General features: G+C 72.2%; 23 protein-coding genes. 19 read left to right on the plus strand and 4 right to left on the minus strand.

Going from position 1 to position 23,152, the window contains the following annotated elements:
* The first annotated feature begins 9 nt into the window (after positions 1-9).
* From ABZ810_RS12870 to ABZ810_RS12925, 12 genes are all read left to right on the plus strand, one after another.
* Entirely contained in the window at positions 10-1,035 is a 1,026-nt protein-coding gene (locus ABZ810_RS12870; RefSeq protein ID WP_358402637.1) for a DMT family transporter, read from the plus strand.
* Between the two features lie 349 nt (positions 1,036-1,384).
* Positions 1,385-2,104, plus strand: a complete 720-nt coding sequence (locus ABZ810_RS12875) for a hypothetical protein (protein WP_358402638.1) — start codon at positions 1,385-1,387, stop codon at positions 2,102-2,104.
* Positions 2,105-2,117: 13 nt separating this feature from the next.
* On the plus strand, positions 2,118-2,699 hold the full coding sequence (locus tag ABZ810_RS12880) for a hypothetical protein (protein ID WP_358402640.1): 582 nt from the start codon (positions 2,118-2,120) through the stop codon (positions 2,697-2,699).
* 55 nt (positions 2,700-2,754) lie between these two features.
* Positions 2,755-3,786: a hypothetical protein gene (locus ABZ810_RS12885; protein WP_358402641.1), complete on the plus strand. Its 1,032-nt coding sequence runs from the start codon at positions 2,755-2,757 to the stop codon at positions 3,784-3,786.
* Positions 3,787-3,926: 140 nt separating this feature from the next.
* Positions 3,927-4,124, plus strand: a complete 198-nt coding sequence (locus tag ABZ810_RS12890) for a hypothetical protein (RefSeq protein ID WP_358402642.1) — start codon at positions 3,927-3,929, stop codon at positions 4,122-4,124.
* A gap of 386 nt (positions 4,125-4,510) precedes the next feature.
* The gene (gene dapA / locus ABZ810_RS12895) at positions 4,511-5,434 is read left to right on the plus strand and encodes a 4-hydroxy-tetrahydrodipicolinate synthase (protein ID WP_358402644.1); all 924 of its coding nucleotides are present in this window, start codon (positions 4,511-4,513) and stop codon (positions 5,432-5,434) included.
* Positions 5,435-5,501: 67 nt separating this feature from the next.
* On the plus strand, positions 5,502-7,190 hold the full coding sequence (locus tag ABZ810_RS12900; protein ID WP_358402645.1) for a ribonuclease J: 1,689 nt from the start codon (positions 5,502-5,504) through the stop codon (positions 7,188-7,190).
* 205 nt (positions 7,191-7,395) lie between these two features.
* On the plus strand, positions 7,396-9,942 hold the full coding sequence (locus ABZ810_RS12905) for a DNA translocase FtsK 4TM domain-containing protein (RefSeq protein ID WP_358402647.1): 2,547 nt from the start codon (positions 7,396-7,398) through the stop codon (positions 9,940-9,942).
* 230 nt (positions 9,943-10,172) lie between these two features.
* Positions 10,173-10,919 (plus strand): RodZ domain-containing protein, encoded by a 747-nt coding sequence (locus ABZ810_RS12910; RefSeq protein ID WP_358402649.1) that lies wholly within the window; start codon positions 10,173-10,175, stop codon positions 10,917-10,919.
* Between the two features lie 105 nt (positions 10,920-11,024).
* The gene (gene rimO / locus ABZ810_RS12915; RefSeq protein ID WP_358402651.1) at positions 11,025-12,476 is read left to right on the plus strand and encodes a 30S ribosomal protein S12 methylthiotransferase RimO; all 1,452 of its coding nucleotides are present in this window, start codon (positions 11,025-11,027) and stop codon (positions 12,474-12,476) included.
* Complete coding sequence (gene pgsA / locus ABZ810_RS12920) at positions 12,473-13,144, plus strand: CDP-diacylglycerol--glycerol-3-phosphate 3-phosphatidyltransferase (RefSeq protein ID WP_358402653.1); 672 nt, start codon at positions 12,473-12,475, stop codon at positions 13,142-13,144. The genes rimO and pgsA overlap by 4 nt, the downstream gene beginning before the upstream one ends.
* 15 nt (positions 13,145-13,159) lie before the next feature.
* Positions 13,160-13,672, plus strand: a complete 513-nt coding sequence (locus ABZ810_RS12925; protein ID WP_358402655.1) for a DUF1990 domain-containing protein — start codon at positions 13,160-13,162, stop codon at positions 13,670-13,672.
* A 77-nt stretch (positions 13,673-13,749) separates the two neighbouring features.
* Here the strand turns inward: ABZ810_RS12925 and ABZ810_RS12930 are convergent, their stop codons facing one another.
* Positions 13,750-14,262: a hypothetical protein gene (locus ABZ810_RS12930; protein WP_358402657.1), complete on the minus strand. Its 513-nt coding sequence runs from the start codon at positions 14,260-14,262 to the stop codon at positions 13,750-13,752.
* Positions 14,263-14,431: 169 nt separating this feature from the next.
* Here ABZ810_RS12930 and ABZ810_RS12935 point away from each other — a divergent pair, with 169 nt between their 5' ends.
* From ABZ810_RS12935 to ABZ810_RS12965, 7 genes are all read left to right on the plus strand, one after another.
* Positions 14,432-15,598: a histidine kinase gene (locus ABZ810_RS12935; RefSeq protein WP_358402659.1), complete on the plus strand. Its 1,167-nt coding sequence runs from the start codon at positions 14,432-14,434 to the stop codon at positions 15,596-15,598.
* Positions 15,599-15,657: 59 nt separating this feature from the next.
* Positions 15,658-17,001: a histidine kinase gene (locus tag ABZ810_RS12940; RefSeq protein WP_358402661.1), complete on the plus strand. Its 1,344-nt coding sequence runs from the start codon at positions 15,658-15,660 to the stop codon at positions 16,999-17,001.
* Positions 16,994-17,650, plus strand: coding sequence for a response regulator transcription factor (locus ABZ810_RS12945; protein ID WP_358402663.1), 657 nt, complete (start codon positions 16,994-16,996; stop codon positions 17,648-17,650). Before ABZ810_RS12940 ends, ABZ810_RS12945 begins: the two co-directional genes overlap by 8 nt.
* Before the next feature lie 78 nt (positions 17,651-17,728).
* Positions 17,729-19,024 carry a CinA family nicotinamide mononucleotide deamidase-related protein gene (locus tag ABZ810_RS12950; protein WP_358402665.1) on the plus strand — a complete coding sequence of 432 codons (1,296 nt, stop codon included), beginning with the start codon at positions 17,729-17,731 and terminating at the stop codon, positions 19,022-19,024.
* A gap of 111 nt (positions 19,025-19,135) precedes the next feature.
* Positions 19,136-19,492 (plus strand): helix-turn-helix transcriptional regulator, encoded by a 357-nt coding sequence (locus ABZ810_RS12955; protein WP_358402667.1) that lies wholly within the window; start codon positions 19,136-19,138, stop codon positions 19,490-19,492.
* 159 nt (positions 19,493-19,651) lie between these two features.
* Positions 19,652-20,119 carry a DNA starvation/stationary phase protection protein gene (locus ABZ810_RS12960; RefSeq protein ID WP_358402669.1) on the plus strand — a complete coding sequence of 156 codons (468 nt, stop codon included), beginning with the start codon at positions 19,652-19,654 and terminating at the stop codon, positions 20,117-20,119.
* A 140-nt stretch (positions 20,120-20,259) separates the two neighbouring features.
* Positions 20,260-20,766: a hypothetical protein gene (locus tag ABZ810_RS12965; protein WP_358402671.1), complete on the plus strand. Its 507-nt coding sequence runs from the start codon at positions 20,260-20,262 to the stop codon at positions 20,764-20,766.
* Here ABZ810_RS12965 and ABZ810_RS12970 read toward each other — a convergent pair.
* The 3 genes from ABZ810_RS12970 to ABZ810_RS12980 all read right to left on the minus strand — a co-directional run bounded on the left by ABZ810_RS12970 (position 20,750) and on the right by ABZ810_RS12980 (position 23,112).
* Complete coding sequence (locus ABZ810_RS12970) at positions 20,750-21,316, minus strand: NADAR family protein (protein WP_358402673.1); 567 nt, start codon at positions 21,314-21,316, stop codon at positions 20,750-20,752. The two genes, ABZ810_RS12965 and ABZ810_RS12970, sit on opposite strands and share 17 nt — an antisense overlap.
* Positions 21,317-21,398: 82 nt before the next feature.
* Entirely contained in the window at positions 21,399-22,559 is a 1,161-nt protein-coding gene (locus tag ABZ810_RS12975; RefSeq protein WP_358402674.1) for a protein-L-isoaspartate(D-aspartate) O-methyltransferase, read from the minus strand.
* A 31-nt stretch (positions 22,560-22,590) separates the two neighbouring features.
* On the minus strand, positions 22,591-23,112 hold the full coding sequence (locus tag ABZ810_RS12980; protein WP_358402676.1) for a DinB family protein: 522 nt from the start codon (positions 23,110-23,112) through the stop codon (positions 22,591-22,593).
* Positions 23,113-23,152 lie beyond the last annotated feature (40 nt).

Below are 23,152 nucleotides of genomic sequence, written 5' to 3' on the forward strand. Positions count from 1 at the left end.
TCCTGTTGCATGAGAGAAAACGATAGCGCTACTGCCCCCTCTCCGATAGCGCTCGGCGGGCTCGGCGGCTTCGGGCTGGCGGCCCTGGGCGTGCTGGCCTTCTCCTTCTCGTTCCCCGGCACGGTCTTCGCGCTCGACGGGCTCGACCCCCACCTGGTCGGCTTCGGCCGCGCCGCCGTGGCCGCGCTCCTCGCCGCCGCGCTCCTCGCGGCCGTCCGCGCGAAGCGGCCGCGCGGACGCCAGTGGGCCGGGCTCGCCGCCGTCGGCGGCGGCGTGATCTTCGGCTTCCCGATCCTGACCTCGCTGGCGCTGGACGGCGGCGCCTCCTCCGCGCACTCGGCCGTGATCATCGGCCTGCTGCCCGCCGCGACCGCCGTCATGGCGGTGCTCCGCGCGGGCGAACGGCCGTCCCCGGCGTTCTGGCTGGCGAGCGGGGCGGGCGCGGCGTGGATCACGGGGTTCGCCCTCGTGCGCGGCGCGGGCCACTTCACCACCGCCGACCTGCTGCTGTTCGCCGCGCTCGTCGTCTGCGCCGTCGGCTACGCCGAGGGCGGCCGCCTGGCTCGCGAGATGCCCGGCTGGCGGGTCATCTCCTGGGCCCTGGTGCTGGCCGCCCCCATCACCCTCCCGGTGACGATCTGGCTGCTCGCCACCACGGAGCCGCACTGGACCGGACGCGCGGTCTCCGGGTTCGCGTACGTGTCCCTGATCTCGATGTACCTCGGCTTCTTCGCCTGGTACGCGGGCATGGCCAGGATCGGGATCGCCCAGGCGAGCCAGGTCCAGCTGGCCCAGCCGATCCTGACCCTGGTCTGGTCCGGGCTCTTCCTGGGCGAGCTGGTCGACGCCACCACCGGCCTGGCGGCCCTCGGCGTGCTCGTCTGCGTCGCGCTCACCCAGCGCACCCGCGTCCGCCGCGGTCCCGCCCCCGGCCTGGCACCCGCGCCCGTCGCGGTCTCCGTCACGGCCTCGGCGCCCCCCTCCGCGGGCCTGGCCGGCTCGTCCGGGCGTTCGACATCGGGGGCGCCGAAGTAAAGGTCATCGACCCGGGGACATCATTCCGGTGTTTTGATCATGCACTTATCGTCCTCCTGTACCAAAGGTCTGGCCGGGGTGGACGCTGATCCCTAAGCTTTGCCGACATGACGGACATGGGGGAGCAGTGCGGTCAGGTCCGCCGGGTCGGTAGGCGCACCCGGAGGCACGTCGAGGCGGCCGCCCGCTGAACCGGGCGGAACAGGCGGCGGCCCAGCTGCGGCACGTCAAGCGGCTGGCGGAGGAGCACGGCCCCGCCCTGCGACAGGCGTTCACCCTCCTGCTCGACGGCGCGCTGACCGGGCCGGCGGGGGACCGGCTGCTGGACGAGCTGGGGGAGCGGCACCGCATGGCGCGCTCGGGCTTCTACGCCGCCTTCGACGCGGTCGAACGGCTCGCCGCGTCCGGTAACACGCCCGGCGGGTTCGGCGACCTGGCGGCGTCGGGGAGCGTGCTGCGCGTCGGCGAGCCGTACATCCCCGGGCCCCCGCGCGGCGGCCGGCGGGCGTCCGCGGACGTCCGCGGCGGATCGCCCGAGGCGCTGACCCGGCTCGCCGCCGAGCTCGGCCGCGCGGGCCGGGGCTGGCAGGACGCCGGCCGGGCGCTGGCGCACATCCTCGGCGGCCTCGGGCTCGGCACCGGACCGGCGCAGGACGTCGTCCGCGCCGGCGAGCAGGTCACCGCCCGGCAGGCCGGCATCGCCCGCCGCCGCGACGAGCTGCTGAGGGCCGACGACCGCGCCGGCCGCGCCGAGCGCGGGCGGCGCCTGTGGAACGACTACACCCGCCACTACCTGCCGGGGTTCGGCGAGGGCACCCGCGACGTCGGGCTGACCGCGATGGCGTGCGACCAGACGACCGCGTCCCTCCAGGCCATGGCCGACCCCGACGGCTGGATGAAGCGCGGGCCGATCGGCCAGTTCGCGGGTCTCGTGCACGGCGCGCAGCACCCGGTCGCCTTCCCCGGCCCGGCGGTCGGCTGGGACCTGTGGGGGCGCGACCCCGGGCGCCTGCACGCACCGCAGGTGCCCTCGCTCATCATCGGCGCCGTGACCAGGGGCGCCCCATGAGCCGGAGCGCGCCGTGACGGACCACGACGTCACCGAGGTGTGGGTGCCGGTCGCCGCGACCGGCGCCGTGCCGGTGCTGCTGACCGACAGCCGCCGCCTGGTGGTCGCCTTCGCCGACGAGGCGGCGCTGCCGCCCGAGCTGCCGCCCGACTGCGCCGAGTGGCAGCGGCTCCCGGTCGAGCAGCTGGCCATGGTGTTCCCCGAGGACGTGGCGCTCTTCCTGGAGCCCGGCGGCCAGATCGTCGAGCTCGGCGGGCCCAGGGAGCGGGCGACCGCGCTGGTCCGGGCCGCCGCGGGCTTCCAGCGGGACGAGATCGGCATGCCGGAGCTGATGGAGGTGTTCCGGCGCTCGGTCGTCTACTGCCAGGCGCCCGGCGACCCCGGCTTCCTCGCGCACGCGGGCACCGTCGCGGTGTTCAGCTCCCTGGTCACCCTCACCCAGGCGCTGGGCGACACGGCCTGGTTCGCCAGCACCGGGCGGGACGTCCTCGACCAGCTCCCCGCCGGGTACGAGCTCTTCCTCGATCCGCTGACCCCGCACGCCACCGGCATCCCGAGCACCGTCGAGGGCGCCGGGCGGGCCGACCACGCGTGATCATGATCTCGCGTGAACCTGTACGGGTTTGTCGGCGTCTGTCCTGGTGATGACCATGATCCGCGTAGTTCTCAAGAAGTTCGCCTGGCTGGCCGCGTACACGCTGGGGCTGGTGGCCCTGCTGCTCGCCGGCGTCTGGGTGTGGTGGCAGCCCGCGCCCGCCGCGCGCGGCACCGAGGTGAACGCCCTGTGGGCCCGGCACCAGTGGGTGGGGGAAGCGCACACCGAGGCCGAATACCGGGCGCTCGGCACGCTCCTCCGCCAGAACCGGATCACCGACGTCTACTTCCACGCCGGGCCGTTCGAGCCCGACGGGAGCGTCCCGCCGGCCAAGTACCGCAACGCCGGAACGCTGATCAAGGCGATGCGCGCGCACGCGCCGGGCGTCCGGGCGCACGCCTACCTGGGCCAGATCCGCAAGGTGCGGGGGCACGGGCTGGTCGACCTGGACGACCCGGCGGTACGGCAGCGCGTCCTGAAGACCGACACGATCTTCCTCGACCTCGGGTTCGACGGGATCCACTACGACTTCGAGCCGATCTACACCGGCGACCGGGCGTTCCTGACGCTGCTCGACCAGACCCGGGCGCTCACCAGGCCCCGCGGCCGGCTGCTGTCGGTGGCGATCGAGCAGCTCACCCTGGTCGACGCTCTGCAGCCGGTGTACAAGGCGGTCCTGCCACAGGGCTGGGGCCGGTTCCATTACCCGCCCCGGCCGACCCGGGACTACCTCGTCGCGCTCGCCGACCGCGCCGACCAGGTCGCGATCATGACGTACGACGTGTCGCTGCCCACCCGTTCGCTGGCCGGCTGGCACTTCGCCCACCACACCGAGCAGACGCTGCGCCTCATCGGCGACCGCACGACCGTCTTCATCGGCGTCCCCACCTACCGGCCGCTCATGGACTGGGCGGAGGACCTGCCGGGCGCCCTGCGCGGCGTGCGGCGCGGCCTGGACGCACTGGACAGGCCGCCCGCGCGGCCCTTCGGCGTCGGGGTCTACGCGGAGTGGACCACCAGCCCGCAGGACTGGGCCCGTTACCGAGCTACGTGGCTGCCGCGCGGGTCAGCAAATGTTGGCGGTTAGGAAACCCCCCTTGTCACGTTCCTTTTTCCGCGTTTTCGCAGGTCAATTCGCTAGTTGCAGGGGCCCTGACATCGGGTAGGGCTGGGTGCGTGTCAAAACCCCTCCTGGCGGACGGACAAGGGAAGTGGGGAACGAGCCCGATGAGCATTGAGCAGACCGCGTGGCGCGATGCCGAGGCGCTCAGCGAGATGGCGACCGAGTTCGCCGGCTGGCGGCTCGGCCGTGGAGGCTCGGGGCACTACTGGGCCGTGCGAGGCAACGACCTCGTCCGGACCCGCAACGTCGAGGAGTTGCGCGCTCGTCTGCACGAACTCACCACCATGAAGCGGAGCGCCTGACTCCGTCCCGTACGGCGTGCTCCCGGACCCACCGCGCCGTACGGGTCGAACCCCCAGGAGGCCGTGTGCGCACGTTATCCAACCGAGTCCGGAAACTGGCCGGACTGACCCCGTAACGCGGCATTTGCGTGCCACGATGTGGATGTAGAAGCCGTCGCCGCGCGTACCCCCGAGCGTGTGGCGGCGGCTTCTTCCCGTTTTCCGTCGGCCGCCGGTCTTCGGCGGGCAACATTCCGCCGCACCGGCCCCTTCCGGGCCGCTCCACCCCGGGGCGACGCGGGCCCCGCCGGGCACGAGCCTCCGGAGACCCGCGAGCACGGCCGCGGAGACACACGGGGAGGGGCCTGCGGGTCCACGACGACCGGCGGGAACAGTACCCTTCGTGCATGGCACCCAGCACAACGAGCGACGCGCCGTTCGGGCGGATGTTGACCGCCATGGTCACCCCGTTCACCGCGGACGGCGCGGTCGACTACGACGGAGCCGCGCGCCTGGCGACCTATCTGGTCGACGAGCAGCGCCATGACGGCCTCGTCGTCAGCGGCACGACGGGGGAGTCGCCGACGACGAGCGACGCGGAGAAAGAGCAGCTTCTGCGCACGGTGATCGACGCGGTCGGTGACCGCGCCTGCATCGTGGCCGGTGCCGGCACCAACGACACCCAGCACACCCTGCGGCTGGCCCGGGCGGCGGAGGCCGCCGGGGCGGACGCGCTGCTGGTCGTCACGCCGTACTACAACAAGCCGCCGCAGGAGGGGCTGCTGCGGCACTTCACGGCGGTCGCCGACGCCACCGGCCTGCCCAACATGCTGTACGACATCCCGGGCCGCACCGGGGTGCCGATCCAGACCGAGACCCTGATCAGGCTCGCCGAGCATCCGCGCATCGTCGCGGTCAAGGACGCCAAGGCCGACCTGTTCGCCTCCTCGCACGTGATGGCGGCGACCGACCTGATCTTCTACTCGGGAGACGACGCGCTCAACCTGGCCTGGCTGTCGATGGGGGCGGCCGGGTTCGTGAGCGTGGTCGGCCATGTCGTGGGCGCCGAGCTCCATGAGATGATCGACGTATACCGGGCCGGTGACACCGGACGGGCGCTGGCGATCCACCGCCGGCTGCTGCCCGTCGTCACCGCGATCATGACCCGTACGCAGGGCGCCATCGCCGTCAAGGCAGCGCTGAACCTGCAGGGCCTCATCCAAGGGGACACCGTGCGTCCCCCGCTGGCCGAGGCCTCGCCGGAGTTCGCGGCGCGCCTGCGTGAAGACCTGATGAACGGGGGAGTCAAAATGCCGGAGGTCACTTCGTGAGCCGAGCTCACCGACAAGCACAGCAGTCCATGGCTCACATGGCGCCGAGCCGCAAGGTGAGGCGCGCGTGAGTCATCCTCATCCCGAACTGTCCGATCCGCCCGCGCTGGCGCCCAACGGCCTGCGCATCGTCGCGCTCGGCGGCCTGGGGGAGATCGGCCGCAACATGACGGTGTTCGAGTACGGCGGACGCCTGCTCATCGTCGACTGCGGCGTGTTGTTCCCCGAGACGGAACAGCCGGGCATCGACCTGATCCTGCCCGACTTCGAGTACATCCGGGACCGGCTCGACGACGTCGTGGCCGTCGTCCTGACGCACGGCCACGAGGACCACATCGGCGCCATCCCGTACCTGCTGCGGGAACGCCGCGACATCCCGCTGGTCGGGTCGAGGCTGACGCTCGCCCTGCTCGAGGCCAAGCTCACCGAGCACCGCATCAAGCCGGTGACGGTCGAGGTCGCCGAGCACGACAGGCAGAGCTTCGGCCCGTTCGACTGCGAGTTCCTGTCGGTCAACCACTCCATCCCGGACGCGCTCGCGGTCGCCATCCGCACGCCCGCCGGGATGGTGCTGGCGACCGGCGACTTCAAGATGGACCAGCTCCCGCTGGACGGCCGCCTGACCGACCTCCCGGGGTTCGCCAGGCTCGGCGCCGAGGGCATCGACCTGCTGATGTCCGACTCGACCAACGCCGAGGTACCGGGCTTCGTCACCAGCGAGCGCAACATCGGCCCGGTGATCGACGACGTCTTCCGCACCGCCGAAGAGCGCATCATCGTCGCCTGCTTCGCCTCGCACATCCACCGCGTCCAGCAGGTGCTCGACGCGGCCGTCGCGAACCGCCGCAAGGTGTGCTTCGTCGGCCGCTCGATGGTCCGCAACATGGGCGTCGCGCGCGAACTGGGCTACCTCCAGGTGCCCGACGAGATCATGGTCGACGTCAAGGACCTCGAGCACATCCCGGCCGACAGGCTGGTGCTGGTCTGCACCGGTTCGCAGGGTGAGCCGATGTCGGCGCTGTCCCGCATGGCCAACCGCGACCACCAGCAGATCCGCATCACCGAGCGCGACACGGTCATGCTGGCGTCCTCCCTGATCCCGGGCAACGAGAACGCGGTCAACCGCGTCATCAACGGCCTCACCCGCTGGGGCGCCCGCATCGTGCACAAGGGCAACGCCCTCGTGCACGTCTCGGGCCACGCCTCGGCCGGCGAGCTGCTCTACGTGCTCAACATGACCAAGCCGGGCAACTTCATGCCCATCCACGGAGAGTGGCGGCACCTGCGGGCGCACGCCAAGCTCGCCTCGCTCACCGGCGTGCCCGACGACAACATCGTCATCGCCGAGGACGGCGTGGTGGTCGACCTCGTCGACGGCCAGGCCAAGATCGTCGGTGCGGTGCCCGCGGGCTACGTCTACGTGGACGGCCTCTCCGTGGGCGAGGTCACCGAGACCTCGCTCAAGGACCGCCGCATCCTCGGCGAGGAGGGCTTCGTCTCCATCGTCATCGGCATCGACTCCACGTCCGGCAAGCTCGTCGCCGGCCCGGAGATCCACGCGCGCGGCGCCGGCATCGTCAACCAGGACTTCGACGACGTCATCGCCCGCATCGAGGGCGCCCTCCAGGACGCCGCCTCCAACGGCGTCAACGACACGCACCAGCTCAACCAGCTGATCCGCCGCACGATGGGCAAGTGGGTGAGCGACAACTACCGCCGCCGCCCCATGATCATCCCCGTCATCGTCGAGGTCTAGCCGTCGCCGGTCCGGATCCCCCGGCCCCTGTTCCGCTCGTCCGGAAGGGGACCGGGGGATCCGGCGTTCCAGGCCGTGTCCGCGCGGGTGTCCGCGCGGGTGTCACGCGCGGGCGTGGCACGCGGTGTGACGGGGGCGCGGGGCAACACGCCGGGGCGGGGTCTGGTCTGGGGAACCTCCGGGGTGTTTGGTTAGTCTCATCACCATGGCCACACGTGCGTCCGGGGGTACGAAGAACTCCTCGCGTACCCGGGCCAAGTCGTCCGGTTCGGCCCCCCGCAAGCGCCCCAGTGGCGGCGCCAAGGGTGGCGGTGGCCGCGGAGGCTCCTCCCGGGGACGTCCCCCCAAGCAGGATCCGATCCTCCAGGTGATCGGCGGCATCTTCAGCCTGATCGCCAAGCTCTACAGCCTGGCGGCGGTCGCCGTCGGCTCGGTGTTCCGCGCCTACGGGCAGGGTGCGCGGGACCTGGACGAGGAACACCGCCGCGACGGGCTCGGCCTGGCGCTGCTCGGCTCGTCCATCGTGCTGGCGTCGGTCACCTGGTGGCGGCCCGACGGCGTGGTGACCATCGCGCTGGAGAAGGTCGTCCGGGGCGGCATCGGCGTGCTGGCGATGGCGCTGCCGGTGCTGCTGGCGGTGCTGGCGTGGCGCACGCTGCGCCACCCCGAGCACAACGACGAGACCGGCCGGATCATCATCGGCATGACCGCGCTCGGCGTGGGCGCGCTGGGCGTGCTGCACATCGCGGCGGGCCTGCCGACCCCCGCCAAGGACATGGAGGGCGTGCGCCAGGCCGGCGGCGTCATCGGCTGGGTCGCGTCCGCCCCGCTCGAGGCCGCGCTCAGCGGCTGGGTCGCGGTGCCGCTGCTGCTGTTGCTGTCGGCGTTCGGCCTGCTGGTCGTGACCGCGACGCCCATCAACCGCGTCCCCGAGCGGCTGACCGACCTGTGGTCGGTCGCGACCCTCCAGGGCCGTCCGGTCCGTGAAGAGGACGAGGACGGCGAGGCCAAGCCCAAGCCCAGGAAGCGGCGCAAGAAGGGCGAGGACGCCGAGGAGCTGGAGGTCGGCGAGCACTCCAAGCCCTACGACACCCCCGTCCTGGAGGACCAGCCCAAGAAGCCCGGCAAGACGCGCGACCTGGCCGACGACCTGTTCGATCCGGAGCCGTTCGGGAGCGCCGAGGTGCCGCCGCCGGCCGCGCCCGCCGACGACGTGCCGCCGGACGCGCCCGATCCGACCCCCGCGCCGCGGCGGGCGGAGCAGCTGCCGCTGTCGTCGTCCGGCGAGATCTACGAGCTGCCCGACCCGGCGACGCTCCGCCCGGGAAGCATCGCCAAGCCGCGCACCAAGGCCAACGACACCGTGGTCAACGCGCTGACCGGGGTGCTGGAGCAGTTCGACATCGACGCGCAGGTCACCGGGTTCACCCGGGGGCCGACGATCACGCGGTACGAGATCGAGCTGGGCCCGGCGGTCAAGGTCGAGAAGGTCATCGCCCTCACCAAGAACATTGCGTACGCGGTAAAGAGCTCCGAAGTCCGGATCATCTCCCCGATCCCGGGCAAGTCCGCGATCGGCGTCGAGATCCCGAACGTCGACAAGGACATCGTCAGCCTCGGCGACGTGCTGGGCTCGCCGGCCGCGACCAACGAGCACCACCCGATGATCGTCGGCCTGGGCAAGGACGTCGAGGGCCGCACGGTCGTCGCCAACCTGGCCAAGATGCCGCACATCCTCATCGCGGGCGCGACCGGCGCCGGCAAGTCGACCTGCATCAACGGCCTCATCACGTCCATCCTGATGCGGGCCACGCCGGACGAGGTCCGCATGATCCTGGTCGACCCCAAGCGGGTCGAGCTGACGATGTACCAGGGCATCCCGCACCTGATCACGCCCATCATCACCAACCCCAAGAAGGCCGCCGAGGCGCTGGACTGGGTCGTCGGCGAGATGGACCGGCGCTACGACGACCTGGCGGCGTCCGGGTTCCGGCACATCGACGACTTCAACAAGGCGGTGACGGCGGGCAAGCTCGTCCCGCCTCCCGGCAGCGAGCGCGTCTACACGCCCTACCCCTACATGCTGGTGATCGTCGACGAGCTGGCCGACCTGATGATGGTCGCCCCGCGCGACGTCGAGGACTCGGTCGTCCGCATTACCCAGCTGGCGCGTGCGGCGGGCATCCACCTGGTGCTCGCCACGCAGCGCCCGTCGGTCGACGTCGTGACCGGACTGATCAAGGCGAACGTGCCGTCGCGGCTCGCGTTCGCGACCTCCTCGCTCGCCGACAGCCGGGTCATCCTCGACCAGCCGGGCGCGGAGAAGCTGGTCGGCCAGGGTGACGCGCTGTTCCTGCCGATGGGCGCCAGCAAGCCCATGCGCATCCAGAACGCCTACGTCTCCGAAAAGGAGATCCACGGCGTCGTGGACCACTGCAAGAGCCAGATGGAGGCGGTCTACCGCGAGGACGTGGCCGAGTCGGCCGCGCCCAAGAAGGAGATCGACGAGGACATCGGCGACGACATGGACCTGCTGGTGCAGGCGATCGAGCTGGTCGTCACCACCCAGTTCGGGTCCACGTCGATGTTGCAGCGCAAGCTCCGGGTCGGGTTCGCCAAGGCGGGCCGCCTGATGGACCTGATGGAGAGCCGCGACATCGTGGGCCCGAGCGAGGGCTCCAAGGCGCGCGACGTCCTGGTGAAGCCCGACGAGCTTCCCGGCGTCCTCACCGAGCTCCGCGGCGGCGGGTGAACTCTTCCTGACGCCCGGACGACGCCCGCCGCCGTCCGGGCGGCCGGAAACGGGCCTCCGCCCCCCCGACCTGCGAACAAGCCGATCTTGAGTCCGGCTGTCCGCGAATGATGCGAAATCTTGCCCTGTTTCGAACGTGTTGCCTGTCGCCGATCGGGCATGGCGGTTCCTAGGATGGTGGTCGCTGCACCGGGGTTGGTCGGCATGGCGCACTCTGAAGGAGGCTCCGCGTGAACATCGGTGAGACCCTGACGGAAGAGCGCCAGAAGGCCGGTCTCACCGTGACGCAGGTGAGCTTGCAGACACGGATCCGCGAAACGGTGATCCGTGCGATCGAACACAACGACTTCACGGCGTGCGGCGGCAACTTCTACGCGCGCGGCCACATCCGCAGCATCTCCCGCGTGATCGGCATCGATCCGGAGCCGCTCGTCCGCGCGTTCGACGAGTCGCACGGCGGCGCCCCGCAGCCGGTGTCGGCGATCACCGCGTTCGAGCCGGAGACGCCCGTCGCGTTCCGCGAGCGCCGCGCGCCCAACTGGAGCGCCGCGATGGCGCTCGCGCTGGTCCTCGTCGTGATCTACGGCATCGTCCAGGTGGTCGACGGTGACGGCGACCCGGCGAAGCGCCAGGCCCAGCAGGTGGCGGGCCCCGCCGTCAAGCCGACCCCGACGCCGACGCAGCCCAGCAAGGACCCGGTCGCCGTCGCGCCGCGCAAGAAGGTCGACCTCCAGGTCAAGGCGCGCCGCACGACGTGGATCAACGTGCGCGGCGACAAGGGCAAGACGCTGTTCAGCGGCATGCTCCGCACCGGCGACGTCCGCGACTGGTCCGCCAAGAAGAAGATCAGCATCCTGATCGGCAACGGTGACGGCGTGCGCCTGACCGTCAACGGCAAGGACCTCGGCGCTCCCGACTCCGAGGGCGGCGGCGTGGTCCGGCTGAGCTTCACGCCGGACGACCCCGAAGGTGCCTGACCTCTCCCGGATCGCCCTTTAAGGGGTGATGGGGCCGGTCGTTCGACCGTGCCAACACCCGCCCTCTGGTCGGTCCGGGGGTCCGGGACCATTACCGTAAGGGGCATGTCCACACGCCGCACGGTCTCGCTCGTCACGCTCGGATGCGCCCGCAACGAGGTCGACTCCGAGGAGCTCGCCGCCCGGATGGAGGACGCGGGCTGGGACCTGACCGAGTCGGCCGACGGCGCCGACGTGGTGGTGGTCAACACCTGCGGCTTCATCGACGCGGCCAAGAAGGACTCGATCGACACGCTGCTGGCCGCGCACGACTCCGGCGCCAAGGTCGTCGCGGCGGGCTGCATGGCGGAGCGGTACGGCGCGGAGCTCGCCGCGGCGCTGCCCGAGGCCGACGCGGTGATCAGCTTCGACGACTACGCGGCGATCGGCGAACGCCTGGACGACGTGGTCGAGGGCCGGGCCCGCCAGGCCCACACCCCCCGCGACCGCCGCACGCTGCTGCCGATCAGCCCGGTGGAACGCACCGCCGCGGCCCCCCAGGTCTCCATTCCCGGCCACGGCGACCTTCCCGAGGGCGTAGCGCCCGTGACCGGCCCGCGGGTCCTGCGGCGCCGTCTGGGCGGCGGGCCGGTGGCCCCGCTCAAGCTGGCGTCCGGCTGCGACCGGCGCTGCACGTTCTGCGCCATCCCGGCGTTCCGCGGCGCCTACGTGTCGCGCCCGCCGGCGGAGGTCCTGGAGGAGGCGCGCTGGCTCGCCGGGCACGACGTCCGCGAGCTGGTCCTGGTCAGCGAGAACTCCACCTCCTACGGCAAGGACCTGGGCGACCTGCGCGCCCTGGAGAAGCTGCTCCCGCAACTGGCCGCGGTGGAGGGCGTGGAGCGTGTCCGGGTCAGCTACCTGCAGCCCGCCGAGACCCGGCCCGGCCTGATCGAGGTGATCGCCTCGACGCCGGGCATCGCCCCGTACTTCGACCTGTCGTTCCAGCACGCCAGCGGCTCGGTGCTCCGCTCCATGCGCCGGTTCGGCGACCGCGAACGTTTCCTCGAACTCCTCGACCAGGTCCGTCGCCTCGCCCCCGACGCGGGCGTACGGTCGAACTTCATCGTCGGATTCCCCGGCGAGACCGAGGACGACCTCAACGAGCTGATCGAGTTCCTCTCGGCCGCCCGCCTCGACGCCATCGGCGTCTTCGGCTACTCGGACGAGGACGGCACCGAGGCCGCAGGCCTGGACGGCAAGCTCGACCCCGACGAGGTCGGCCGCCGTGTCGAGGAGGTGTCCGCCCTGGCCGAGGAGCTCACCGCCCAGCGCGCCGAAGACCGCGTCGGCTCGGAGATCCGCGTCCTGCTGGAAGACAAGGCCGACGGCGGCGACGCCTCCCGCGGGGACGCCGGAGCGGCCACGCCGGTGAGCGCATTCGAGGGGCGCGCCGCGCACCAGGCCCCGGAGGTCGACGGCACCGTCCTGGTCCGCGGCGAGGGGCTGGCCCTCGGTGAGATCGTCACCGCCACGGTCGTCGGCAGCGACGGCGTGGACCTCATCGCGGACGCGCCATGATCGCCGGCACGCCGGACCCGGCGGCCCCGGATCCGGCGGTGGACCCGGCCGCGGGGCCGGCCGTGAGTTCGGGCGCGGGCCCGGCGGCCGACCCGGTCCCGGGCCCGGGCGTGACCGAGCCCGCTCCGGCGCCGGTCAGCGTCTACAACATCGCCAACTACCTGACGCTCCTGCGCATCGTGCTGGTGCCGCCCTTCGTCTGGCTGCTGTTCCAGGACGGGACCGCCTGGCAGGTGGCCGCGTTCGTCGTCTTCGCCATCGCCTCGATCACCGACAAGATCGACGGTGATCTGGCCCGCAGCCGCAACCTGGTCACCGACTTCGGCAAGATCGCCGACCCGATCGCCGACAAGGCGCTCACCGGCGCCGCCCTCATCAGCCTGTCCGCGCTGGGCGAGCTCTGGTGGTGGGTGACCATCACCATCCTGGTCCGCGAGATCGGCATCACCCTGATGCGCTTGGTGGTGATCCGCTACGGCGTGATCCCGGCGAGCAAGGGCGGCAAGCTCAAGACGATGCTCCAGGTCCTCGCCATCGGCCTCTACATCCTTCCCGGCCCGTTCGACCCGCTGCGGTGGGCGCTCATGGCCGCCGCGCTCATCGTCACGGTCGTCACCGGCCTCGACTACGTCCTCCAGGCCTGGCGCCTGCGCCGCCGCGCGGCCTGACGGCGGGAGGCCGCGGTGAGCGACGACTTCACCTATCCCGAGGTCGGTGCGACGCGGACGCTGGACCTGCCCGGCGGTTACCGCCACATGCGGGTGCGGACGCTGGTCGGCGAGGGGCCCGAGGCCATGCGCGACGCGGCGGACGCGCTCATGGAGTTCTGGATGCACCGGGCGCTGCCGGTCCGCGTCGACGCGTCGGCCCGGCGGGCCGCTCCCGGGGTCAGCGTGGTCGTGGGCCTCGGCGTCGGCCCGCTTCGGCTCGAGGCGCCGTGCCGCGTGGTCTGGGCCGAGGACGAGGACGAACGGGCCGGATGGGCCTACGGGACGCTGCCCGGCCACCCCGTGGAGGGGGAGGAGTCGTTCGTGGTGCACCTGGACGGCTCGGGGGACGTGTGGCTGACGGTCACCGCGTTCAGCCGTCCGGCCGGGCGCCTGGCGCGTTCCGGCGGGCCGCTGCTGCCGTTCATGCAGCGTGCGTACGCGCGGCGCTGCGGGGCGGTCCTGCGCAGGCTCTGCCGCCCGCGCTGACCGCCGGGGAACGAGCGGTCCCAGGGGCCAGCCTGCGAAGAGCACTCCGGCGGGGAGGGGGCCCGCGCTCGGGGTGATCAGACGGGCCGGGTCTCGTTGTCGGCGGGAGCGGGCAGCAGGATGGTGGCGGCGGTGACGATCAGCCCGAGCACCGCGCCCGGGATCAGCGGGTTGACGCCGCTCCAGATGACCGAGGCGCCGGACGGGCACAGGTGCGCCAGGCCGAACGAGAACGCGCCGATCGTGTAGGCGACCAGCGGGACGCTCTGGTGCCGCCGCCAGGCGCGCTGGTCGTGCCGGTCGCGCAGCCCGCGCGTCCCGGCCCAGACCAGCAGCAGACCGGCGATCATGGCGCAGGCGACCGCGAGCGGGCCGAAGAGGGTGGACGTGTGGGCGTCCATGCTCGCGGCGAGCGGCTGCTCGCCGGACACCCTCGTGATCATCTGGCTCGGCGGGCCGTTCAGCTGCAGGATCCCCTTGACGGCGACCGTCAGGTACAGCGCCGACGATCCGGCGACCAGCAGGCTCGTGGCCGTGCGCAGCACGGCGTGCGGTGAGCCGAACCAACCGGTCCTCAGGCTCTGCTCCATGTGACCCCCCCGTCGGATGTGCTTTCCCGGCTCAGTCTTGCCGCCGTTGTGGGGGATTGATATACCCCGCTTTTCCAGAGCCATCCGGGGGTGACTACAACTAAAGTGATAGGCGGGCCGGTAGATCGGCTTACCGGGGCGGCCCAGGGCGAAACATAATCTTCGTGTCATGAGAGCCGCGGAAGAATGGCGTCCGGATCGCACGGACATCGGTTTGGCGTTCATGGTCGGGGCTTTCGGCGTCTTCGATTCGCTCACCAGCGACGCCAACAACCTGCTCGGCGGGCACCGGTTCGCGGCCGCCGCCGTGGTCACGGCGGCGGCGGTGACGTTGTGCTGGAGACGCCGGTGGCCGGTCGCGGTCGCGGCACTGAGCGCCGTGGCCCACGCGCTGGCCAACGCGCCCGTCCAGCTGATGCTGAGCCTCGGCTCGGCCGGATATCACGAACGCTCGGGGGCGCGGGTCGCCGGGGTGACGCTGTTCGCGGTGGGCCTGCACGCCACCGCGCTGACCGGCGAGACCAACCCGTCCGGCGTGCGTTCCCTGCTGTACGCGCTGATCTCGTTCGGCGGGGCCGCGGTGGCGGGGGCGCTGCTGCGCCGCTACACCGACGCGGCCGCCTGCCGCGAGTCGGCCCTCGCGCGTGAGCGTGAACGCTCGGTCGTCCAGGCGAGGTCGCAGGAACGGGCGCGGATCGCCCGGGAGATGCACGACGTGGTGGCCCATCGGGTGACCCTGATCGTCGTGGAGGCCGGGGCGCTGGAGGCCTCCGCCGGCCGCGGCGAGGCCTGGACGGTGAGCGCGGCGCGCCGGATCCGCGCGACCGGCCGCACCGCGCTGGAGGAGCTGCGCCAGATCATCGGGGTCCTGGCGCCCGCGGGGCGGGACGCCGCGCCGCTCGCGCCGCAGCCGGGGCTGGGCGCGATCGGGACGCTGGTCGAGTCGTTCCGCGGCGCGGCGATGCCGGTGACGTTCGCGGTGACCGGGCAGCGCAGGTCGCTGCCGCCGACGGCCGAGCGCACCACGTTCCGCGTCGTCCAGGAGGCCCTGACCAACGTCCTCAAGCACGCGGGCGGCGCCCAGGCGGACGTCCGGCTGGACTTCCGCAAGGACAGCCTCGCCGTCCGCGTCACCAACACGGCTTGCGGCGGAGCGGCGGGCACGACGGCCTTTCCGGCCGGCGGCGCGGGGCTCGAAGGAATCAAGGAAAGGGTGGCTCTTCTCGGTGGCCGCTTTACCGCCCACGGACTCCCCGATGGCGGTTTCGAGGTCTCGGCATTGATTCCCTTTGACGAAGTTCCCTGGGATTCCCGGAGCCCTTCCGAAAGCGAATGAGGAATGCCGGGGAGGGAAGATCCCCGGATGACGCGATGAAACAGGAGAGATCGAGGACCGTGACGACGACGGAGGCGGTGAAGGCCGGTGCGGCCGGTGGCGTGACGAGGGACGAGGCGGCGCCCGCCCGGGACCCGGCCGGGGCACGCCCGGCCGGCTTTCCCTGGAACGTGCCGAGCCGCCCGGTCGAGACGTGGCGCCCGGACCGGACCGACGTCGGGCTGTCGCTGATCACCGCCGCGTTCGGTGTCTGCGACTCGCTCACCCAGTCGGCCAACAACCTGCTGGGCGACCGGCGGTGGGAGGCGGCCCTGGTGACCGGCCTGGCCGGCCTCCTGCTGCTGTTCCGGCGGCGCTTGCCGATCACGGTGGCGCTGGCGTGCGGCGTCGTGCACATGATCGCGTTCGCGCCGGTGCACGTGGTGCTGAGCCTGTACGCGGCGGGCGCCTACAGCGCGGTACGGGCCCGGGTGATCGCGGTGACCGCGGCCGTCGGCGCGCTGACCGTCGCCGGGTCCCACTGGGATCCGGGCGGCTCGGTGGTGCGGGGCCTGATGTGGTCGTCGTTCTACATGGGCGCGACCGTGATCGGGATGTTGTCGCGGCGCTACACGGCCGCGTCCCAGGCGTACGCCGACGCGCTGGTGCGCGAGCGCGGGCAGCTGGTCGAACGCGCCCGCATCGACGAACGGGCCAGGATCGCCCGCGAACTGCACGACGTGGTCGCCCACCGGGTCAGCCTCATGGTCGTCGAGGCCGGCGCCCTGGAGACCTCGCCGGAGCGCGGCGCGGACTGGACGGTCAAGGTCGCCGGGCGGATCAGGGCCGGGGGCCGCAAGGCGCTGGAGGAGCTCAGGCAGGTCGTCGGCGTCCTGGACGACGAGGCGCCCGACGGGGAGCCGCCGCTGTCGCCGCGGCACGGCGCGTCCGACATCAGGACGCTCGTCGACGGCGCCCGGGAGGCCGGCATGGACGTCACGTTCACCGTGGACGGCACCCACGCCGGCCACGCCGGGCGAGACGGGCACGGGGACCGCGGGGACCGTGACGAACGGGATGATCGCGATCTGGAGCGGGTGCCGGCCGCCGTGGGCGGCACGGCCTACCGGATCGCGCAGGAGGCCCTGACCAACATCTGCAAGCACGCGGGCCGCCCGGCGGTCCGGGTGTGGCTGCAGACGCATCCCGAGCGCCTGGTGGTCCGGGTCGTCAACGATCCGCCGCGGATCGCGGGGACGGGCGCGCGCCTGCCCGGCCTCGGCACCGGCCTGATCGGGCTGCAGGAACGGGTGGAGTCGCTGGGCGGGGTGTTCGCGGCGCACCCCCACGAAGGCGGGTTCGTGGTCACCGCGGTGCTGCCCTTTGGTGGGACGGCCGCCGTTCAGGGGAGAGCGCATGATTGACGTCCTGCTGGTGGACGACGAGGAACTGCTCAGGTACGGGCTCAAGACCATCCTGGAGTCCGATTCCCGGCTCCGGGTCGTGGCCGAGGCCAAGGACGGCGCGCAGGCCGTCGAGCTCGGCCGCGCGCACATGCCCGACGTCGTCCTGATGGACATCCGGATGCCGGGGATGGACGGTCTCAGCGCGACCAGGTCCCTGATGGAGGGCACCCGGCCGCCCAAGGTCATCGTCCTCACCACGTTCGACCTCGACCAGTACGTGTACGACGCGCTGCGCGCGGGCGCGGTCGGGTTCCTGCTCAAGGACACGCCGCCGCCGGAGCTGATCCAGGCGGTCCGCACGGTCGCCGACGGGAACGCCATCCTGTCGCCCGCGGTGACCAGCCGGCTCATCACGCGGTTCGCCGAGCCCGAGCGCGACCTCAGCCGGCAGCGCCGCCTGGTGGAAGGGCTGACCGGCCGGGAACGCGACGTCCTGCGGCTGCTGGCCGAGGGCAGGTCGAACGCCGAGATCGCGGCGAGGCTCTTCATGAGCGAGGGCACGGTCAAGGTCCACGTCAGCCATCTGCTGGCGAAGCTCGCGGTGGGCAACCGGGTCCAGGCCGCGATCCTCGCCCACCAGGTGGGGCTGGTCGCCGACGCCTCCTGACCCGCACGGCGGCGGTAGGTTCGAGGGCGGGACCGAAGATCGCCGGTTCCGGGATCACCATCGGGAGGACGTGCCGACATGCGGATCGAGCTGCTCACCATCGGGGACGAGCTGTTGCTGGGCGACACGATCAACGGCAACGCGGCGTGGATGGGGCAGCGCCTGGCCGAGCACGGCGTCGAGGTCACCCGGAGCGTGGTGGTCGGCGACGAGCTGGACGTGATCATCGAAGCCGTGCACGAGGCCCTGGGCCGCGCCGAGGCCGTGATCACGACCGGCGGCCTCGGCCCGACCTACGACGACCTCACCCGCGACGCGCTGGCCAAGGCGGCGGGTGTGCCGCTCCGCCGCGACCCGACGCTGGAGAAGCGGCTGCGCGACCGCGTCGAGGCGGCCAGGCGCCCGCTGGCGCCGATGGCGCTGCGCATGGCGGACGTGCCGGAGGGCGCGAGCCTGCTCGGCAACACGGTGGGCAGCGCGCCCGGCCTGCGGGTCGAGCTGCCCGGGGGAGTGGTGTACGCGCTGCCCGGCGTGCCGTTCGAGATGCGCACGATCATGACCGAGGTGGTGATCCCGGAGCTGATCGAGGACTCCGGGCTGCACGAGGTCGCCCGCCGCACGCTCCGTACCGCAGGGGTGTGGGAGTCGGTGATCGCGACCAGCCTGGCCGAGGTCGAGGCGCTGGACCAGATCAAGCTGGCCTACCTGCCGTCCTCCGGCGAGGTGAAGATCCGGATCACCGCCACCGGGCCGGACGCCGAGCAGCGCCTCGCCGCCGCCGAGGACCGCGCCCGCGCGCTGCTGGGCGACGCGGTGTACGGCGCCGGCGACGACACGCTCGACCGCGCCGTCCACCGGCTGCTGGCCGAACGTGGCCGGACGGTCGCGGTCGCCGAGTCGCTGACCGGCGGGCTCATCGGGGCCGAGCTGACCGCCATGCCGGGCTCGTCCGCCACGTACGCCGGCGGGGTGGTCACCTACGCGACCGAGCTGAAGCACCGGCTCCTCGGCGTGCCGGACGATCTCCTGCGCGAGCACGGCGCCGTCCACCCGGACGTGGCGGCGGCGATGGCGGCCGGCGTCCGCGACCGGCTGGGGGCCTCCTACGGGCTCGCGGTGACCGGAGTGGCCGGTCCCGAATCCCAGGACGGCCGCCGCGTCGGAACGGTCTACATTTCTGTGGCCGGACCAGAAGATGAGCCGAAAGTGTTCAATCCGCGACTCCCCGTGCCCGGCGTCGGCGGCGAGATCCGCGGGGTGATCCGGCGAATGACCGTCGTCCATGCCCTTGAGCTGCTACGACGTGCAATTTTGGGGCTTGACGTGGAGCACGCGGCCCGTGAGGCTGAAGAAGATCGGGAAGAGAAGGGCTGATTACAGCGTTACGTTCCAAGCGAACACGAAATCCACGGTCTGCCACGCCCGCCTCCAAGCCGGGTACGGTGGAAGAGTCAGATGGTCCGAACTGAGGGAGGGAGCGAGACGATGGTCCTGCTTCGCCAGCTGCTCGGTGACGTACTGCGGCAGCTGCGGCTGCGCCAGGGACGCACCCTCCGTGAGGTGTCAGCGGCGGCACGAGTGTCCCTCGGGTATCTGTCCGAGGTCGAACGAGGCCAGAAAGAGGCCTCGTCGGAGCTGCTCGCATCGATCTGTAAAGCCCTGGGGGTCCCGCTTTCGCACGTGTTGAGAGAGGTGTCGGACCAACTGGCGCTCGCCGAGCTTCAGCACGAGCCCGTCATGGCGGGTGCGCCGCCCGAGCACGAGCGCATCTCCGACGAGCGCATCCCGGAGACGCCGGAGGAGATCACCGGCGAGCTCCGCGCCGACATGGTGGCCGCCTGATCGAGGCGGCCCGAGCCGCGCTCCCACCTGGGCTCCCAGCTCCCGCACAGAGCCCGGGTGTGGGCGGGCTCACCCCCTGCGCCTGCGTGATCTTGGCATAACGGGGCAGGTCCTCGTGTTGTAACGGACATACCGGAACGACGCGGAAGGAGCCCTACCATGGCCACGGTCAAGAGCACGCTCGACGAGACCGCGCAGAAGACCACCGGGGAGGCGTTGCAGGGCGCCCTCGTCGACCTGCTGGACCTTTCCCTGGTCGGCAAGCAGGCCCACTGGAACATCACCGGCCGCCACTTCAAGCAGGTGCACGAGCACCTGGACGAAGTGGTCGCACTGGCCCGCGAATACGCCGACACGGTGGCCGAGCGCGCCGTCGCGATCGGCGTGAACCCCGACGGCCGGGTCCGCACCCTCGCCGACCGCACCGCGCTGCCGCAGCTCGACGCCGGCTGGATCACCGACGACAAGGTCGTCGCCGCGATCACCGACGCGCTCGCGCAGATCATCGGGCGGTTCCGCGAGCGCATCGCGGCCACCGACGAGGCCGACCAGGTCTCGCAGGACCTCTTCATCGAGATCACCGCCGCGCTGGAGAAGCAGCACTGGATGTTCGCCGTCCAGAACTGACCCCGCGCCTGGCAGGGTGAACGGCCGCGCGAAGGCCCCGATCATGACGATCGGGGCTTTTCGCGTCCGGGGTCGTCCGGGTCGTCGCGGGTTTCGCGTCGGGGCGGGAACCGCGGAACGCCGCGCCGCGTCGAGAGATCATGGCCACCCTCAGGCGGATCATGGCGTTCGCCTCCCTCGCCGCCGTGACCGCCTGCGGCACGACGTCCCCGAGCGGCGGCAGGCCCTGCACCGCGATCGGCTCCCGCGAGGGCGTGGGCCTGGACATCAGGGCGCCCGACGCGGCCAGGGTCGACTCCGCCACGATGACGATCTGCTGGAACGGCACCTGCCGCACGTCCAGGGTGGAGCTCACGGCCTCCAGCGCCGCCGTCCCGGGGGAGTGCCCGGACGGCCCGCCCGACGGTGTCTGCGGCGCCTCCGCCTCGCCGACGGGCGACAAGAACGGCTTCGCCGACGTCCAGGGGCTGCCGAAGGCGCCCGTCAAGGTGACCGTCGACCTCCGTGACGCCGCGGGCGACCGCGTGCTCAGGCGGACGCTGGACGTCACCCCGCACGCCACGTACCCCAACGGCCGGAAGTGCGGCGAGGGCCGGCCCCAGGCGCAGCTCACCCTGGCCGGCGGCCGGCTCAGCGTGCGGCGCTGAGCCGTGCCCGGGCCTCCATGAGGGCGAAGCCGAGCAGATTGAGCCCGCGCCAGCGGTGCGGGTCCTCCGCGCGCTCGTCGGCCGCGGCCAGCCCGATGCCCCAGATCCGGTCGCGCGGGCTCGCCTCGACCAGGACCCGCGTGCCGGTGCCGAGCAGGTAGTCCTCCAGCTCGGGATGGGCGCCGAACTTGGCGACGTTGCCCGCCGCGACGATCTCGAAGCGGCCCGCCGTCCACGCCTCCTCGTCGAAACCGCGGATCTCCCGGCCGACGGCCTTGGCCTTCGCCGGGCTCGACGCGTCCAGGACGCGCGCGAGCGCCGCGTCGTCGCCGAACAGGCGCGCCTTGCCCGCCATCATCCAGTGCTCGGCCGTCGCGTAGCGCACGCCGTCGACGGTGAACGGGTGGCCGTCCCACCACTGGCTGAGCACCCCCGGGCCCACCCCGCCGTCCCTGGCCGGCCGGTGCCCCCAGAAGCACAGGTACTTGATCCGTACCCCCTCGTCGTGCAGGCGGCAGAGGTCGGCGACCGAACGTGCGTTGGCAGGCATGCGACGATGCTGGCCGAACGCTCCGCGCCGTTCAACCCGGTTTCAGGCGACCGGGCGTCGTCTCAGGAGACCTTCGGCGTTTTCAGGCGACCAGGCGGTCCGGGCGGTCGAGCCACACCGACTGGTTCCCGGGCGTCACCGTCAGGCCGAACCGCGCGCGGTCGGGGCTGCCCCAGGCGACCCACCGCAGGTAGGCCGCCTCCACCTCGTCCCACAACCGCCGCGCCCCGTACTGGTACACGGCGTGGTCGACGCGGCCGGGCTCGAACGTGGCGCACGCCCATGCGGGATCGTCGCCGGTGTCCTCGATCGCCCACACGCGCAGCGACCCGTCCGGCGCGGCCTCCAGATGCGACCGCACCCCTGGGACCAGCGCCGCGATCGCCACCTCCGCCCCCGGCGACTCGGCGATGACCGACCGGGGATCGAGGTGCGCCGCCGACCGGACGGCCTTCCCCCGCTGTTCGGCGGCCCGCTCAGGGCCCCCGAACCGCCGCCGCTGCGAGCGCAGCATCATGAACCCGGCCGGCCCGGTGAGGCGCCCCAGCGCCCGCCCGTCGCCCGTCACCGTCAGGTGCGCGAGATGGCCGATGCCCCAGCCGGGCGACCACGGCAGCACGATCACCCCGCCGGGCCTGCTCTGCTCGACCCAGGCGTACGGGATCCGCTCCACCCCGCAGGTCACGTGCACGCGGTCGTACGGTGCGCCCGCCGCGTACCCCTCCGCGCCGTCGCCCACGACCAGCAGGGGCGACAACCCGGCGTTCTTCAGGTTCCCGGCGGCCCCCGCCGACAGCGCCTCGTCGATCTCGACCGAGGTCACCGCGCCCGGCCCGAGCCGCCAGGTCAGCAGCCCCGACGTCCAGCCCGTCCCGGTGCCGACCTCCAGCACCCGGTGATGATCCAGCGGCCGCAGCTCCTGAAGGAAGATGACCACGATCCCCGGCGCCGAGCACGAACTGGTCCAGACGCCCGTGCCGCTCTGCGGGTCGCTGGCCCCGTCGTCCAGCTGGATCGCGATGGCCGTGTCGGTGTAGACCGCCTCCCACCAGGCCGCCGGATCCGATCGCCGGTCGATGGGGAACCCCTCGTACACCGGCCGGTCCGGTACCGCCCACCCCCGTCCGGGTGCGAACAGGTGCCGCGGCACCGCGCGCAGCCCGTCCCGCCAGCGCGGATCGGTGAGGCGCCCGGTCGACACGAGCAGATCGGCCAGGCCTTCGACTCGTTCGTCCGTGGTCATCCACCCACCCTGCAAAACCACGCGCCCCAGTTCAACCGCCGGCCGGGTCGTCCGCCGCCTCGGGATGGTCGCCGGTGGCCCCGTCGATGAGCTCGCGGGCGATGTCGAGATGGCCGGCGTGGCGGGCGGTCTCCTCGATCATGTGGATGAGGACCCAGCGCAACGTCACGGTCTGCCCCGACCAGGCGGTGCCGCGCGTCTCGACGTCCAGCTCGTCGACGACCGTGCCCGCGGCGGCGCGGGCACGCCCGTAGAAGGCGACGATGTCCGCCGTCGTCTCGTGCGGCTCGACCCGCAGATCGGCCTCCGGATCGTCGTCGTCGAACGGCAGCGGCTCGGTCTCCCTCCCGAACGTGGAGCAGAACCACTCGTACTCGACCGCGGCCAGATGCTTGACCAGCCCCAGCATCGTCGTCCCCGAAGGCGTCACCGGCTGGCGCAGCTGCTCGTCGTCCAGGCCCTGGATCTTCCACAGCACCACGTCGCGGTGCCGGTCCAGGCTGACCTGCAGGCTTTCCTTCTCATCGCCGGTCCCCGGCACGCTCCTGCGCATTCGCGCACCGTAGCACCGGCATAACAGCAGGTCGCACAGC

The sequence above is a fragment of the Spirillospora sp. NPDC047279 genome (assembly GCF_040643285.1).
Classification (GTDB): domain Bacteria; phylum Actinomycetota; class Actinomycetes; order Streptosporangiales; family Streptosporangiaceae; genus Spirillospora.

Excerpts from the sequence above, each read along its gene's own strand:
- ABZ810_RS12970 (WP_358402673.1), bottom strand. The coding sequence starts at position 21,316 with ATGCCTGCCAACGCACGTTCGGTCGCCGACCTCTGCCGCCTGCACGAC.
- ABZ810_RS12875 (WP_358402638.1), top strand. The coding sequence starts at position 1,385 with ATGGCGCGCTCGGGCTTCTACGCCGCCTTCGACGCGGTCGAACGGCTC.
- ABZ810_RS12960 (WP_358402669.1), top strand. The coding sequence starts at position 19,652 with ATGGCCACGGTCAAGAGCACGCTCGACGAGACCGCGCAGAAGACCACC.
- ABZ810_RS12955 (WP_358402667.1), top strand. The coding sequence starts at position 19,136 with ATGGTCCTGCTTCGCCAGCTGCTCGGTGACGTACTGCGGCAGCTGCGG.
- ABZ810_RS12870 (WP_358402637.1), top strand. The coding sequence starts at position 10 with ATGAGAGAAAACGATAGCGCTACTGCCCCCTCTCCGATAGCGCTCGGC.
- pgsA (WP_358402653.1), top strand. The coding sequence starts at position 12,473 with ATGATCGCCGGCACGCCGGACCCGGCGGCCCCGGATCCGGCGGTGGAC.
- ABZ810_RS12945 (WP_358402663.1), top strand. The coding sequence starts at position 16,994 with ATGATTGACGTCCTGCTGGTGGACGACGAGGAACTGCTCAGGTACGGG.
- dapA (WP_358402644.1), top strand. The coding sequence starts at position 4,511 with ATGGCACCCAGCACAACGAGCGACGCGCCGTTCGGGCGGATGTTGACC.
- ABZ810_RS12905 (WP_358402647.1), top strand. The coding sequence starts at position 7,396 with ATGGCCACACGTGCGTCCGGGGGTACGAAGAACTCCTCGCGTACCCGG.
- rimO (WP_358402651.1), top strand. The coding sequence starts at position 11,025 with ATGTCCACACGCCGCACGGTCTCGCTCGTCACGCTCGGATGCGCCCGC.
- ABZ810_RS12975 (WP_358402674.1), bottom strand. The coding sequence starts at position 22,559 with ATGACCACGGACGAACGAGTCGAAGGCCTGGCCGATCTGCTCGTGTCG.
- ABZ810_RS12935 (WP_358402659.1), top strand. The coding sequence starts at position 14,432 with ATGAGAGCCGCGGAAGAATGGCGTCCGGATCGCACGGACATCGGTTTG.
- ABZ810_RS12930 (WP_358402657.1), bottom strand. The coding sequence starts at position 14,262 with ATGGAGCAGAGCCTGAGGACCGGTTGGTTCGGCTCACCGCACGCCGTG.
- ABZ810_RS12980 (WP_358402676.1), bottom strand. The coding sequence starts at position 23,112 with ATGCGCAGGAGCGTGCCGGGGACCGGCGATGAGAAGGAAAGCCTGCAG.
- ABZ810_RS12965 (WP_358402671.1), top strand. The coding sequence starts at position 20,260 with ATGGCCACCCTCAGGCGGATCATGGCGTTCGCCTCCCTCGCCGCCGTG.
- ABZ810_RS12890 (WP_358402642.1), top strand. The coding sequence starts at position 3,927 with ATGAGCATTGAGCAGACCGCGTGGCGCGATGCCGAGGCGCTCAGCGAG.
- ABZ810_RS12950 (WP_358402665.1), top strand. The coding sequence starts at position 17,729 with ATGCGGATCGAGCTGCTCACCATCGGGGACGAGCTGTTGCTGGGCGAC.
- ABZ810_RS12885 (WP_358402641.1), top strand. The coding sequence starts at position 2,755 with ATGATCCGCGTAGTTCTCAAGAAGTTCGCCTGGCTGGCCGCGTACACG.